This is a genomic window from Candidatus Korarchaeota archaeon NZ13-K (assembly GCA_003344655.1).
Lineage (GTDB): Archaea > Korarchaeota > Korarchaeia > Korarchaeales > Korarchaeaceae > Korarchaeum.
Genome location: MAIU01000021.1, coordinates 1 through 14,296 on the forward strand (window position 1 = coordinate 1; position 14,296 = coordinate 14,296).

Here is a 14,296-nt window from a genome sequence, read left to right on the forward strand (position 1 = left end):
GGAGGGGGAGGGGCAGGGTCTTCTTCGAGTCCGATCTCGAGATCGTGCCCCTGATCCACTGCCAGATGAGGACGGCCGAGAGGATAGTGCTCCTCCTCGGCTCTACCAGGGTCCGGGACCTGGATGATGTGTACAGGGCGGTCAGGGGTCTGGACTTCGGCTTCATCAGGCCCGAGTGGAGCTTCGCCGTCCGCCCGACCAGGGTGGGGGAGCATGGCTTCACATCAGTCGACATCGGCAGGGTGGCCGGCCAGGCCGTGATAGACAGCTACCTGCAGGCCAGGGGGATCAGGCTCAGGGTGAACCTGGATGCCCCCGACGTCATAGTGAGGTGCGACCTCATAGGGGAGGAGCTCCTGGTCGGGGTGGACATGACGGGAGATGAGGGGCTCCACAAGCGCAGGTACAGGGTCTACCAGCACCCGGCCCCCCTGAACCCGACGATAGCCGCCTCCCTGGTTTACCTCTCGGGCTGGACCCATGAGAGCAGTCTGCTGGACCCATTCTGCGGGAGCGGGACCATACTCTTCGAGGCCGGGATGATCGCCAGGGGAACCCCAGTCTGCAAGTTCAGGAGGGACTTCGCATTCCTCAGATTCTTCGAGGAGCTGCCGTATCTTGAGGAGAGGGAGGTGGAGCTCAAGCTTTACGGCGTGGAGAGGTTCAGGAAGCATCTAGAGGGAGCAAGGAGGATAGCCGAATACGTCGGCATTCACCCCACGCTGATCCAGGGCCGCGCGGAGAGGGTGAGCGATTACCTAAGCGAGGTGGACTACGTGATCACGAATCCACCCTACGGCCTGAGGATAGGGAGGAGGGGTGCCATTGAGAGGCTTTACTCGGCCTTCCTGGAGTCGGTCAGCTCAATACTCAGGCGCAGGATGGTCGTCATAACTGGGGAGAGGGAGATCTTCAGGAGGCATGCGGAGAGGCTGTTCCCGAAGCTGATCGAGTACGAAGCCAGGTACGGGGACCTTCCCGTCGGGATATACCTGGTGGATGCCCGGCCGGGGCAAGAGGTTATATAGCGAATAGGCCTCCCAGGGCTGATGATGGACTTCAGGGAGATCAGCGATAGGATAGCAGATATAATTTCTGAGGTCACGAGAAGTGTTGTAACCGTCTACACAACGGTTCCGGAGATATCACTGTTCTTCGGCCCCAGGACTCTGCACGGCGCCGGCTCCGGTTTCATAGTGAGGGAGGGTCTCGTGATCACAAACGCTCACGTGGTCGCGAGGGCCAGGGAGATAAGCATAGTCTTCAGCGATGGATCCAGCGAGAGGGGAAGGCTCCTAGCAGCTGACCCAATGAGGGACCTCGCTCTCGTCGAGATAAACACCTCCGGCTTCCCAGCCGCTAGGCTGGGGGACTCGGATGGTGTGAGGGTGGGCGAGATAGTGTTCGCCGTCGGCTCGCCGCTTGGAATGACCGGCACCTCCGTCTCCATGGGAGTCGTTAGCTCCCTAGGGAGGACGATAGTGGATGAGCAGAGCGGCATATACCTGGATGACCTGATACAGACGGACGCCGCCATAAACCCGGGAAACAGCGGGGGACCGATAGTGAACTGCCTGGGTGAGGCCATCGGGATGGCCACTGCCATAATACCCTTCGCCCAAGGTATAGGGTTCGCCATACCCATAAACTCCGTCAAGAGATTCCTCGGCCTGATAGACAGGTATGGGAGGCCCCTAAGGGTCTGGATAGGGGTCTTCGTCGCTCCCCTCAATCCGAACATAGCCAGGATGTACGAGATACCGCACAGGGAGGGCCTGATAGTGGTTCAGGTGGTGCCCAGGTCCCCGGCGGCTGCCAGGGGGATAAAGCCCGGTGATGTCATTCTGGAGGCCGGTGGGAGGAGGATGGTGAAGGCTAGCGACCTGAGGAACACATTGGAGGATCTCCACGAGTCGGAGTGCGTGAGCATGAGGATATACAGGGATGGGAGGATCCTGGAGATCTGCGTGCCCGTGATTGTGGAGAGGCTATGACCTCCCCCTGTGAGCCACGACCACCAGCTCGACCAGAGCGTTCCTCGGCAGGTTGGCGACCTGCACCGTGGCCCTGGCTGGTCTGGAATCGCCGAAATACTCGCTGTAGACCTCGTTGAACTCGTTGAAGTGGGATAGGTCCCTCAGGAAGGCTGTCACGCTGACAACATCCCTGAGGGAGCACCCTGCCTCCTCGAGGATGGCTTTCACGTTCTCCAGGACCCTCCTCGTCTGCTCCCTTATGCCCCCGCTCACGAGCTCCCCAGTTTCGGGATCTATGGGTATCTGCCCGGCCAGGAAGACGAAGTCCCCGGCCAGGACGGCCTGACTGTAGGGACCTATGGGCTTCGGAGCCCGCTCGGTGAACACGTACTCCACCATGGGCGCCACCTCCCGACCATTCCGGAGGAAGTTATAAAGAGCCCGTGCATGGGCACGCCTAAGCTCAGCGGAATGATGACCGGTCTGGGCCTCATTCACCCCCTTCTCAAGGGCCGCAGAGGCGGATCTCATCCCCTATGCATATTGAGAGCTCCGCATAACCTATATGCCATTCCTCAGCCTTGTTGCAGGCCGAGTACCAAACCGCGTACCTGCGCAGGATCCTCCCCCATCCCTCGCTCTCCTCCAGGAGCAGGGCCGTGCTCCGGTAGATCAGGAGGTCATCCCACCCATCGATCGAGGGCCTCAAGATGGGCTCGGAGCTGAGCCTCCAGTTCACACCATCCTCACTCGTTGCGAAGTAAAGAAAAGACTTCCTGAGTCCCTTTCCCCTGTTTATGAGGACGATGAAGGCGTCATAGCCATCTCGAACTTTGATGACGTCCAGATGCCAGAGCTCCATGTCATCTGGAACTCCATCCACGTGGCACACCGTGGGTCCCGAGTAGGGTCCCTCCGGCGATGCCGAGGTCCTGAGCTTGATTACGTTAGGACTGGGCCTTATATCGATGTACCACATCCTGAGCGATCCCTCCTCGACCACGACGCTCGGGGAGAGCAGGCTCTCGGAGCGAGTCCTGAGAACCTCAACCTTTTCACTCCAGGAGATCCCATCATCGGAGCTAATCGCATATATCCTCTCCTCAAGCCCTTGAGACCACCTGAAGTAAATCCAGAGCTTCCCTTTGGCTAAGAAGATGTCCGGATCCGAGTAGTGACCCTCACGGGGTGGGGCCACAAGGGGGTTCCTCAGGCCCTCGGGCTCGAGCCAATTCCCGCAATCGGGGCTGGCGAGCAGGGATGGATTCTCGTAGCCGGCATCGCATTTAGGGTAGGGCGTGAAGACCATCCAGCAGCTGTAGCCCCCCAAACCCCGCTCCATGCGAATCACATCTGGGTGCACGGCCTGGCCGGATCCGTCGTATGTGGGCGTCTCCACAATGAGCCTCGTGAGGCCACCCTCCCTGAGGGGGCTCGGGAGCAGGACGATGATGAGCATCACTATTCCTAACGCTCCCCTCATTGAGGCCACCGGGGGGGTGAAGATAAAAATTTGGGTGGATGTTGGAGAGCCGTTCGAAGAGTCAGGCAGCAAGGCGACCGCTGATAGAGGAGAAACCTCGCTAAGGGATGCTCCTCGCCAGCTGTCCTCAGGTCAGGGGAGATGAGCTTGAGCATGAGGGCTTCGATCCCCTTTTTTATTTACCGCCTCACCACCGCCCGGGGATGAGATGGAGCCTCTGCTCAGGGGGATAATAACGGTGAGCATACTCGTGATAGCCGCCAAGCTGCTGGCCGGGACTTTCAGGGGACTGAGGCTTCCCCCCGTCCTCGGGGAGCTCTTCGCGGGGATAATACTCAGCCCTTACGCCCTAGGAGGAGGAATAAAAGTGTTCGATGAGCCGCTCATAGTGATAAATGAGTACGTCGAGGGCTTCGCGGAGATAGGGGCCATACTCCTGCTCCTGGCAGCGGGCATAGAGCTCGGCCTGGAGAGCCTGAAGGCGGCCGGCAAGGTGGCCGTGCTGATAGCCGTAGGAGGGGGTCTCCTACCGTTCGTCATGGCCTACCACTTCTACCTGACCATCAGCGACGAGGCGACCGCGCTTGTTGCAGGGGCCGCTTTCGTCGCCACTAGCATAGCGATCTCGAAGAGGGTGCTCAGCGACATGGGACTCCTGGATACGAGGATGGGAGCCACGCTCATGAGCTCGGCCGTCATGGATGACATCGTTGGTATAGTCGTGCTGGGAGCCGTGGTCAGCATGATAACGGGCGGCGGCCTCGATCCCATGACGATAGCCTATAAGACCGCTTCCTTCATCATCATATGGCTCCTCACCCTCGGCCTATCCGTCAAGCTGATCCCCAGGCTACTTGAGTCTCTGGGTGAGCTGGGGGGCAGGGGGCCATGAAAACGATTGCCGTGTCCCTTGGCCTTGGTATGGCTTCAGCCGTGGGGGCGATAGGGCTCAGCCCCCTGGTGGAGGCCTACGCCGCCGGAATATCAATAGGGGAGTCCAGGTGGAGGGAGGAGATAAGGGAGCTCGTTTCAGACCTGGAGGAGATATTCGGATCGATCTTCTTCGCCTACCTCGGGACGATGCTGAACCTGAGGGTCTTCACGGATCCAAAGGTTGTGGGCTTCGTCCTCGTGTTGACCGCGCTCGCGATGGTCGGGAAGTTCGCGGGGACGGCTCTGCCAGCCCTCCTGGCGCTCAGTCCCAGGGAGGCGGTGGGGCTGGGGATAGGAATGATGCCCAGGGGGGAGCTGGGGCTCATAGTGGCTTCGATAGGCCTCACCACCAACGTGCTGGGGAGCGAGACCTACGCTGAGATAATAGGCATGGTCGCCCTGACCACGCTCATATCACCGATACTGCTCGAGAGGGTCTGCATCATGGGTCGTCAGAGCGAGGGAGGTGGTTGATCTGGAGCTGCAGGTCGGGATGAGGGCCGAGAGGAGGTTCAGGGTGACCGAGGAGATGCTGGCCAGCATAGTGGGAAGCGGGAGGGTGGAGGTGCTCTCAACACCGTCCATGATAGCCCTCATGGAGAGCGTGGCGGAGTCCATCGTGGCGGACAAGCTGCCCAGCGGCACCGTGAGCGTGGGCACGAGCGTCTGCGTGAGGCACAGGGCGCCGGCTTGGCTCGGGGATGAGGTGATCGTGAGGGCGGAGCTCAGGGAGGTGAGAGGCAGGAGGCTCGTATTCAGGGTGGAGTGCCTCAGGGAGGAAACCGTCATCGGGGAGGGGGAGCACGAGAGGTACGTGGTGGACAGGGAGAAATTCCTCAGGAGGTCCTAGCCCATCGGGGCCCTTTCGTTAAATAAATTCCCCCGAAGGATTTTTATCCCTCCGCTGGGGTCAAAGATAGGTGAGCGCTTGAGGGCTTCCGAGTTCATGAGCGGGAACCCCCTGACGGTCGAGCCTGAGATGAACCTGCTCCATGCCCTGGACGAGATGGCCCGTCGGGACGTCTGGAGCCCCGTGGTTCTCAAGGAAGGTAAGGTCATTGGCTTCCTGACTGAGAGGGACCTCATAAATCACGTGTTATCTCAGAAGATCCCACCGGAGCAGCTGAGCGTCTCAGACATCATGACGAGGAGGTACGGTGTGATAAAGCCCGATGACAGCTACTTGGAAGCTGCAACGGCGATGATGAAGGCCAAGGCAAGGCTGGTGGTCCTGGAGGGAGGGGAGCTCGTCGGCGTCGTCACGGCCGCCGACATAGTCAGGGCCTACGCTAGCTCCCCCGGGAGGGCAGTCCCCCTGAGGCCCTACGCCACCTGGAGGCTCGTGACCGTGAGGCTCGGCGAGAGCGTCGAGAGGGCCATCGACCTCATGAGGAGGGAGAGGGTCGGGAGCCTGATAGTTGAGGAAGAGGGCTCGCCCGCGGGCATATTCACGGAGAGGGATGCCGTCAAGGGGTTCCTCCTGGGGGGAGGGGATTACTGCGATCCCGTGGAGAAGTACGCGACCCTCAAGCTCATAACGATAGATTCAGAGGCCACCCTCCTTGAAGCAGCCAGGCTCATGGCCGAGAGGAGGGTGAAGAGGTTGCCCGTGACACGTGAGGGCGCCGTGGAGGGCATCATAACCGCGAGGGACATCGTGGAGGGAATATGGAGGGAATCAACGCTAAATATCATGACGCCATGATGCCAGGGGGATCCCTTTGAGGGTGATAGAGAGGATAGAGATGAGGAGGGAGAAGTACAAGTGCGCTTACGTGCCCCTGATAAAGCTCACGAAGCTCCTCTCCTCGATGGGGAATGGTGAGGCCATAGAAGTGCTGATCGACACCGAGAGGTTCAGCCTGGAGTCCGTGGAGTCCCTGGCCAGGGCCTACGGTGCGGCATGCGAGAGGGTGTCCTGCAGGGGGAACTTCGTGGAGCTGCTGATAAGGAAGTGAGGTGAGAGCTTGCTCGCCAGCCTGAGGGATGACTTCCCTATCCTGAGCGTGGAGGTCAACGGGAGGCCCCTGATATATCTCGATAACGCCGCCACCACGCAGAAGCCCAGGAAGGTGATAGAAGCGGAGAGGGAGTTCTACGAGAGGTTGAACGCGAACGTCCACAGGGGGATACACTACCTGAGCAGGGAGGCATCGGAGCTCTACGAGAGAGCCCACGAGACGCTCGCCAGGTTCATAAACGCGGAAGCGGATGAGATCGTCTTCACCTCGAACACGACGGATGCGATAAACATGGTGGCCTGGGGATGGGCCGTCTGGAACCTGAGGGAGGGCGATAGGATAGTGACGACCGAGATGGAGCACCACAGCAACATGCTCCCCTGGAGGCTCGTGGCGGAGCTCAGGGGATGCGAGGTGGCTTACGTGACCGTCGACGGGGAGGGGGTTCCCAGGATGGATGAGGCGGAGAGGCTGATAGACGAGAGGACGAGACTTGTTGCCATCTCCGGCATGTCCAACGTGACGGGATTCATCCCGGACGTGGAGAGGTTCGTCAGGCTGGCCAGGGAGGTGGGGGCGCTCGTGCTCGTGGATGGCGCCCAGATGGTCCCGCACATGCCGGTGGACGTCAGGAGGATGGACATAGACTTCCTCGCCTTCTCGGGCCACAAGATGCTGGGCCCCACGGGCACCGGGGTGCTATACGGGAGGAGGGAGGTCCTGGCGGAGATGAGGCCCGCGAGGCCCGGGGGCGGGACGATAGAGGACGTCACGCTGGAGGGCCAGGAATGGGCCGGGCTGCCCTGGAGGCACGAGGGCGGGACCCCGAACATAGCCGGAGCCGTGGGGCTCGCCGCGGCAGCTGACTACCTGATGAGGGTGGGGATGGAGAGAGTGAGGGAGCACGAGCTGGTCCTGACGAGGAGGGCCATCGAGCTTCTGTCTGACCTGGATGGTCTGATCCTCTACGGGCCAGGGGATCCCTTGAGGAGAGGTGGAATAGTCGCTTTCAACGTGAGGGGGATGGACCCCCACATGGTCGGGGCCCTGCTGGACGCGAGGGGCATAGCGGTGAGGACCGGTCTGCACTGCGCCCATCCCCTTCACAGGAGGCTGGGAGCTCCCCAGGGCACGGTCAGGGCCAGCTTCTATCTCTACAACACAGAGGAGGAGATAGAGACGCTTGCGGAGGAGCTGAGGGAAATAGTGAATCTCTCTTAGTCAAAAGAATCCCTTTGAATGGCAAACTCTAGGTTATCAAAAAGAAGGAATTGTTGGGGATCATCCTGACGCTCACCAGAGGCCGAGGAGCTTCCAGTAGGGGAGTCCTATTCCGAACCAGAGGAGAAGGTATATCAATGACAGCAGGAAGCCGTAGCCCCACCACTCCTTGATATCGAGGTAGCCGGAGCCGAAGTATATGGGGGCCGGTCCCGTTCCGTAGTGAGTGGTCGCTGCCATGAGGTTGGTGAGGTAGCCCAAGACGAGGGCAACGAAGAGGGGTGGAGCCCCCACGCTCACCATGACCGCTGCGAAGGCCGGGAAGAAGGCTGCGACGTGAGCGGTCATGCTGGCCATCAGGTAGTGCGCGTAATAGTAAATCACGGCCAGGGCGACGAAGGCGGCCAGCCACTCCCAACCCGCTACTATACCCTTCGATGACTCCGCGATCCATTTTATGACCCCTAGCTTGTTCAGTCCCGTGGCCATGGAGACCAGACCGCCGAACCATATCAGGGCGTCCCATCCTCCCTTCTCGCCCAGCACGTCATCCCATCCGAGGACCCCGAAGATGAGCATCAGGGCGAGGCCCACCAGGGCTGTGACCGTGGCGCTGAGCTTTATCGTGTCCCCCAGTATCCAGAGGGCCAGCACTATCAGGAATATGACAGCCAGGGCCCTCTCCTGCCTGGTCATTGGACCCAACTCCTTCAGCTTCTCCCTAGCGAGCTTGGGTGCCTCCTCGCTCACCCTCACCTCCGGCCTCGTCAGGAGGTATATGATGGGAGGGATCAGCAGGAAAGTTATTATTCCCGGCACCAGAGCCCCGATGAGCCAGCTCGTCCAGGTGACCGTCGCATTTATCGTCTGAGAGGCCAGCTGGGCCAGAAGCGGGTTGGCAGCCATGCCGGTCAGGAACATGGCGCCCGTGACGAGGGTCGTGTGATACTCATTGAAGATGAGGAACTTCCCCACCTTCCTGGCTGTCGGGCCGGGTTCGGAATCGTAGGCGCGGCATATGCTCCTCACTATTGGGTAGAGAACTCCTCCGGCTCTCGCGGTGTTGCTGGGCATGGCTGGAGCCAGGACGAGGTCCGTCAGTGAGATGGAGTAGCCCAGGAACAGGGTTCTCCTTCCCAAGGCCCTTATGAAGTGGTAAGCGATCCTCTCTCCCAGCCTGGTCTTGAGGAAGGCCCTTGCGAACATGTAGGCCGTGAAGATGAGCCAGACTGTGGAGTCAGCGAAGCCGGATAGGGCATCCCCTATCTTGAGGACGCCCGTCAACGCCGTCACGGCCAACCCTATGATGACGACGGCCCCTTGGGGCAGGGGTCTCAGGATCAGGCCAACTATGACCGCGATGAATATTGCCAGGAGGTGCCACCCGTTGACGTCAACTCCCGCGGGAGGGGGGATTAACCAGAGGAAGAGGCCCACCAGGACTGTTATCAGACCGTAAACCACCTTCCTGACTTCCATAGGGGTGACCCCCGTTTGATCGTGCTTGTGAAAAGATTTAAACTTATCTGATTACGTTTATTGACGTATGAGAAAAAAGTTAATCAATTATTCGTTATAATTTCTAAGAATAATAATAGAAGTCGAATAGAAGTTGATCTAATATGGTATTATCATTCAAAAAAGAGGGCATGAGTCCCGTTGGTGAAGTTAATATGGAAAATAGATCCATGGATTCACCGCATAAAAGAGAAATAAGATTTAAAAACACCGAGGTATATTATATTCTTCCTGGAACGGCTGGCTTTATTGATAATTCCACAGTACAGTGCGTGGTGATTCCGATCGCGGGATGGGCACGCGTGAGCTCGCGATCTCCCGACCTGAGCAGTTGAATTATTCAGAATCTTGGAGGCGTGCTATGCGTTGAAGTTGAATTAAAGTTCTTTCACACCAGTGGATCGCCTAAGCGACTCAATCGCCAGCAGGGCCAACAGAACGACCAGGAATGAGGAGATCACTGGTATCCCATATGGGAGTCCTAGGATCTCATCATCAGTTCTCAGGAACAGGGAGAAGGAGTTCGATAGGGACCAGAAGATTCCACTGAACAGGGCAACTGGATATAGGCTCCTGCTCCTCATCCTGAGCCAGCCGAGCATCACGGACATCACTAGCATCATTGAGAGGAACGCCAGGGCTCCCAGGGCATCGGGGTGTTTGGGGTAGGCCCTGCTGTAGGCGAAGCCAAGTGGAAGGCGCCATATCCCCCACGCGAGGCCCGTCATCAGGGAGGATCTGATGAACCCGTACCTTATGGTCTCCTCGAACATGAAACCCCGCCATCCGATCTCCTCCACAAGGGAGGCCAACGCGTTGATGCTGACCCCCGAGAGGAATCCGGATACCATCAGCATGATGCTCATGAGCTCATCGCTCGGGAGCCCCGAGAGGTTCAGTTCGGAGAGGCTGACGGATGGAAGGGAGATCCTTTTGTTGATGGCCAGGGTAATCACGGATCCGAGGAGGATTATCGTAGGAGGTAGGACTATAGAGTGAATGAGATACCTGTGAGCGAAGTATGGGTGCAGCAACCTCTCCGAGAGCTCCCCTAAGTAGGCCAGGCTTATGAGGACCGTCCCCAGGGCTGGAGCGGCCATCCTAAGGGATAGGAGGAGCTTGGCCGCGAGGGGGTAGTACCTCATGCTGCCGAGCGCCGCCAGATCTAGCAGGGCGGTGATCGCGAACGTCAGCAGCAGATACCTCAGGAGCCTCCTCATCCAGCAACCCGGGACCGGGAAAGTTAAAAAGGCGCTTGAGAGCTCAACAAACTCGAGCATCAAGCTTGAAGCAAAGAGGAGATCAATGGCACAACCAAGAGGCTGGGGAGCATATCAGAGACCTCAACTCTCCTTATGCCTAGGATCCTGATGGCCAGAGCCAGCAGCAGTATCCCTCCCGCACCCGTCATGTCGGAGATCGCATCTTTGGGGAGAGAGGTTCCCAATAGTCCCCCAAGAAGGGCTATGGATCCCTGGAAGATCAGGAGAGGGATCGCTGAGAGAAGGACGCTCACTCCAAAAGCGGAGGCGAAGGCCACGGAGCTGAAGCCGTCCATGACGGACTTGGCGAGTATCACGGAAGGATCCCCCATTCCGTCCCTCAGCGATCCGATCAGAGTCATGGGGCCGATGCAGAACGTCAGGAAGGGAACGAGTATTCCATCGACGAATCTGGAGTCCCCTCCCATCCTCTCATTGAGCTTGGAGGCAGCTCCCTCGAGCCTCCTCTCCAGGCCGAGGAGATGGCCTATGATCGTGCCCAGGAGGAGCCCCAGGATGAGGCTGACCCCCCTCTCGGTCATCAGCATCATTTTGAAGGCCAGGTAAACTGTGAAGATGCCTATTGCGAGGAGCAGCTTCTCCCTGAGGGACTCGCTGATGTTCCTCCCCAGGGTGAGACCCAAGGATGATCCTATGGCAACAGTGGCAGCGTTGACGAGTGTGCCCAGCATAGGCTGATGCGGAGAGGATCAATTTATCCGGTCCGTTCAGCCTGGGGCGCACTGCTGAAGCGTTTATAAGCTGAGCCCCCCGGCAATCCCGTGCCGGAGCTGGAGCTCATTGTTCCGAGCAAGCATCAGCTTCACAGGCCCCCTTCCTACCACCCTGAGAGGCCGGAGAGGATGGAGATAGCGATCAGTGGGTTGAGGGAGTCCGGCTTCGATCTCAGGATGAGGCATCCCGAGCCCAGGGGCGCTGAGATACTGACGAAGGTCCACGAGGGGGCCTACGTCGATCACGTGAGGAGGGAGTGCGAGCGGGGCCCGGGCTACCTGGACGTCGAGACCTACGTCACCGAGCACAGCTTTGAGGCGGCCCTGGAGGCCGCCTGCTGCGCCTACGAAGCCGCCGAGAGCGTGGCCGAAGGGGAGTGGCTAGCTATCTCGCTGGCTAGGCCACCTGGTCACCACGCCGGCAGGAGCGGGAGGGCGATGGGCTGCCCTACCCTGGGCTTCTGCCTCTTCAACAACGCCGCCCTGGCAGCCTCCGCGCTGTTGGAGAGGGGAATCAGGCCCGTGATGATCCTGGACTTCGACCTGCACCACGGCAACGGAACTCAGGACATATTCTGGTACGATCCGGACGTCTTGCACGTCGACCTGCACGACGCCCACGAGTACCCCGGGACCGGGTGGCCCGAGGAGGTGGGGGAGGGTGCTGCCGCCGGCACCAAGGTCAACGTGCCCCTCCTCCCGGAGTCCGGGGATGAGGAGTATGCTTTCATCCTCGGGAGGGTGCTGCCCCCGCTGATCTCCCATTTCAGGCCCAGGGCTTTGATCGTCTCAGCTGGGTTCGATGCACACTCCGGGGAGGGGATGGGTCACCTGAGCCTCAGCTCCAAGCTCTACCGTTACATGGGGGGCTTCCTGAGGGAGCTGAGCGAGGCCGAGGGGATGAGGATCGTTGTGGTGCTCGAGGGCGGCTACTCGTCAGGTCTGAGGCTGGGACTGCCCTCCTTCATCAGGGGGTTGTGCGAGGGAGGCGAGCCTATTGAGGGGAGACTCGAGAGGGGATCGAGACAGCACGTCATGCTCATGAGGCTTAGGGATGCCCTTGAGCGCAGCCTGAGCGGGTTTACCATGGATGTCTGATCCCGGGACCGGAACGCGAGCTGGGTTGAGCAGGGCAAGCTCCCCGGAGCTCCAGCCTCAAACCTGAGGGGAGGTCTTGAGCTTGGATCCGGCGATCCTTCTGATCTCCGTGAGCCTGGCCATGGACTGCTTCTCCGTCTCAGTCTCCAGCTCCGCATGCCAAAAGCGTTTCATGGTTCGGGAGGCCCTGGCATCCGCCACCTCCTTCGGCTCCTTCCAGTTCCTGATGCTGTGCGCCGGATGGATCCTGGGAGCTTCCCTGATCGCTCAAATCGGGATCGTGGATCATTGGTTGGCTTTCGCCCTGCTGAGCCTGGTCGGTGTCAGGATGATGAGAGGGGACGGCGAGCTTAGGATGAGCTCCCCATCCAATCTCCTGCTGCTCTCCGTGGCCACCAGCATGGATGCCCTCTCCGCGGGCATGGTGATCTCCCTCATGGGAGCCGGCATGTCCCTCCCCGCCCTCGTCACGGGAGCATCCACCTTCGCGCTGACGCTGACCGGTCACTGGCTGGGATCTAGGGTGGGGAGGATGCTGGGTGAGGCAGCGGAGAGGGCCGGGGGCCTCCTGCTGATCCTCATAGGGGTGAAGGTCCTCGTGGAGCACCTACTCTCAGGCAGCTGAGTCCCATGCGATGGATCGCTCGGGCTCGGAGCGGCCCAGCCTCAGCAGATCCGCTGGGCCCATGCTCAGGGCGGCTTCAGCGCGAGCTCCACCGTCACACTCACCTTTCTGCCTGTCATCTCACTCAAGTAACTCTCTATGAGATCCTCCATCCCGCTGATCCCTCTCAGCTCCTCCAGCTTAACCAGATCAACCCTCACGACGGCCCTGATTCTGTCCCCCTCCAGGCTGACCGCGACATCCTCCGGCAGGACCCCGAAGTGTGAGGAGATGATCTCCCTCGACAGCCCCACGAACCCGCTTGAGTAGAGCCCCTGCCTGCTCAGCTCGCCGAATATCGAGGCGCTGTTCATCAGCAGCGCGGTGAGGGTCAGGACTATCAGGAGCATCATTACAGTCTTCCAGCTCCGCAGGGGCTTGTAGAGTGAGATAAAGAGCAAGAAGGCGAGGGAGAGCGTGAATATCATCGCTACCGAGCTGAGCACGTGTATCCCGAGGATGTATCCCAGGCTGAGCCAGAGGAGGAAGGAGGAGAGTATTATCTCAGTCAGTCTCCCCTTGCCGCGCTGACCCTCCTGACCCTCGAAGCCCCTCACCCCGTAGAACAGCGAGGCCCCGAAGAGGGCTGCTACAGCAAGGCTCAGCAATAAAGGAGCCCATCTTGGGATCTTCACCGGTGAAAGGAGTGAGATTCCCGAGATCATCTCTATGAGCTTTGAATGAACCTCCGATGGGAGCTTCCCGAGTTCCGTGGTCATGAGGAAGGCGAGGAAGGAGGATATCAGTGGGAGCAGCAGGACTGAGCGGACCCTCCTGGCCAGGGATGGGAGGGAGTCCCTGAGGGAACCGTCCCCGGCCACGCCAGTGACGGCCCTGAACCAGGCCTTCGAGAGCTCGTAGATACTCCTCGCCGGATTCCCCTTACCTTTCAGCAAGCGACGGAACACGGGCATGATTACGTAAACCCTAGCGGAGAGGTAGCCAGTCAATATCAGGGCGATCACGTTCGCCGCGAGCAGGAATATAGTCCCGGAGAGGAGGGAGGGATCCATCATGACAGCTGAGATTCCAACGGCGGCCGCCGGCGGAACCAGGGCTATTGCTATCGCTGAGCCCACCAGGGAACCTATCTCCTCCCTGTAGAACACCGAGAGGGAGTCAACGGCCCCTGCGCACACCGCTATCATCAGGTCCGTCAGGTTGGGGCTCCTTGCAATCAGCTCCGGTGTCGGTCTCAGCGGGATGAAGAAGCTCCCGATCAGAGCTATCGCAGAGGAAGAGAGCACCACCAATGCTATGCCGATGATTGTGTTCCTGATTCCCCTGTGGAAGAGCTTCAGGGGCTCCCGGTCCCTCGAGGTGTGGATCGCCAGGTTCATCGAGCAAGCAATTATTACGCTCATCAGGCTGGAGAGCAGCATCGACCCTATTATAGCGGTAGAGTTATTCGCCATGAGACCGACCGAAGCCAGAAAGCTGGCGAGA

The 14,296-nt window shown here is 59.6% G+C and carries 16 protein-coding genes; 10 read left to right on the top strand and 6 right to left on the bottom strand.

The annotated features are described in order from the left end of the window. Both BA066_03765 and BA066_03770 read left to right on the top strand, forming a co-directional pair. Positions 1-1,028, top strand: a 1,028-nt coding sequence (locus BA066_03765) for a class I SAM-dependent RNA methyltransferase (protein ID RDD53549.1), incomplete at its 5' end; no start/stop codon positions are given. A gap of 24 nt (positions 1,029-1,052) precedes the next feature. Then, the gene (locus tag BA066_03770; protein ID RDD53563.1) at positions 1,053-1,994 is read left to right on the top strand and encodes a PDZ domain-containing protein; all 942 of its coding nucleotides are present in this window, start codon (positions 1,053-1,055) and stop codon (positions 1,992-1,994) included. On the opposite strand, the gene BA066_03775 is transcribed toward BA066_03770, so the two are convergent. Continuing rightward, positions 1,989-2,375 carry a RidA family protein gene (locus tag BA066_03775; GenBank protein ID RDD53550.1) on the bottom strand — a complete coding sequence of 129 codons (387 nt, stop codon included), beginning with the start codon at positions 2,373-2,375 and terminating at the stop codon, positions 1,989-1,991. The two genes, BA066_03770 and BA066_03775, sit on opposite strands and share 6 nt — an antisense overlap. Before the next feature lie 106 nt (positions 2,376-2,481). After that, positions 2,482-3,459 (bottom strand): hypothetical protein, encoded by a 978-nt coding sequence (locus tag BA066_03780; protein ID RDD53551.1) that lies wholly within the window; start codon positions 3,457-3,459, stop codon positions 2,482-2,484. A 208-nt stretch (positions 3,460-3,667) separates the two neighbouring features. Between BA066_03780 and BA066_03785 the strand changes: the two genes are divergently transcribed. From BA066_03785 to BA066_03810, 6 genes are all read left to right on the top strand, one after another. Beyond that, entirely contained in the window at positions 3,668-4,351 is a 684-nt protein-coding gene (locus tag BA066_03785) for a cation:proton antiporter (protein RDD53552.1), read from the top strand. Then, positions 4,348-4,866 (top strand): hypothetical protein, encoded by a 519-nt coding sequence (locus BA066_03790; GenBank protein RDD53553.1) that lies wholly within the window; start codon positions 4,348-4,350, stop codon positions 4,864-4,866. The genes BA066_03785 and BA066_03790 overlap by 4 nt, the downstream gene beginning before the upstream one ends. Before the next feature lie 19 nt (positions 4,867-4,885). Further along, a complete protein-coding gene (locus tag BA066_03795) occupies positions 4,886-5,242 on the top strand; it encodes a dihydrolipoamide acyltransferase (protein ID RDD53564.1) in 357 nt (118 codons plus the stop codon). 78 nt (positions 5,243-5,320) lie between these two features. Next, positions 5,321-6,097, top strand: coding sequence for a CBS domain-containing protein (locus tag BA066_03800; GenBank protein ID RDD53554.1), 777 nt, complete (start codon positions 5,321-5,323; stop codon positions 6,095-6,097). Positions 6,098-6,113: 16 nt separating this feature from the next. Further along, on the top strand, positions 6,114-6,350 hold the full coding sequence (locus tag BA066_03805) for a hypothetical protein (GenBank protein RDD53555.1): 237 nt from the start codon (positions 6,114-6,116) through the stop codon (positions 6,348-6,350). A 9-nt stretch (positions 6,351-6,359) separates the two neighbouring features. Then, positions 6,360-7,574, top strand: a complete 1,215-nt coding sequence (locus BA066_03810; GenBank protein ID RDD53556.1) for a cysteine desulfurase — start codon at positions 6,360-6,362, stop codon at positions 7,572-7,574. 72 nt (positions 7,575-7,646) lie between these two features. Here the strand turns inward: BA066_03810 and BA066_03815 are convergent, their stop codons facing one another. From BA066_03815 to BA066_03825, 3 genes are all read right to left on the bottom strand, one after another. Further along, complete coding sequence (locus BA066_03815) at positions 7,647-9,053, bottom strand: anion permease (protein RDD53557.1); 1,407 nt, start codon at positions 9,051-9,053, stop codon at positions 7,647-7,649. A gap of 416 nt (positions 9,054-9,469) precedes the next feature. Next, positions 9,470-10,372 carry a CPBP family intramembrane metalloprotease gene (locus tag BA066_03820; GenBank protein ID RDD53558.1) on the bottom strand — a complete coding sequence of 301 codons (903 nt, stop codon included), beginning with the start codon at positions 10,370-10,372 and terminating at the stop codon, positions 9,470-9,472. Beyond that, complete coding sequence (locus BA066_03825; GenBank protein RDD53559.1) at positions 10,372-11,046, bottom strand: DUF554 domain-containing protein; 675 nt, start codon at positions 11,044-11,046, stop codon at positions 10,372-10,374. Before BA066_03825 ends, BA066_03820 begins: the two co-directional genes overlap by 1 nt. A gap of 90 nt (positions 11,047-11,136) precedes the next feature. Here BA066_03825 and BA066_03830 point away from each other — a divergent pair, with 90 nt between their 5' ends. Beyond that, complete coding sequence (locus BA066_03830) at positions 11,137-12,186, top strand: histone deacetylase family protein (protein RDD53560.1); 1,050 nt, start codon at positions 11,137-11,139, stop codon at positions 12,184-12,186. Positions 12,187-12,268: 82 nt separating this feature from the next. Further along, entirely contained in the window at positions 12,269-12,811 is a 543-nt protein-coding gene (locus tag BA066_03835) for a hypothetical protein (GenBank protein ID RDD53561.1), read from the top strand. Positions 12,812-12,876: 65 nt separating this feature from the next. Here the strand turns inward: BA066_03835 and BA066_03840 are convergent, their stop codons facing one another. Continuing rightward, positions 12,877-14,265, bottom strand: a complete 1,389-nt coding sequence (locus tag BA066_03840; GenBank protein RDD53562.1) for a DUF389 domain-containing protein — start codon at positions 14,263-14,265, stop codon at positions 12,877-12,879. Positions 14,266-14,296: the final 31 nt, after the last annotated feature.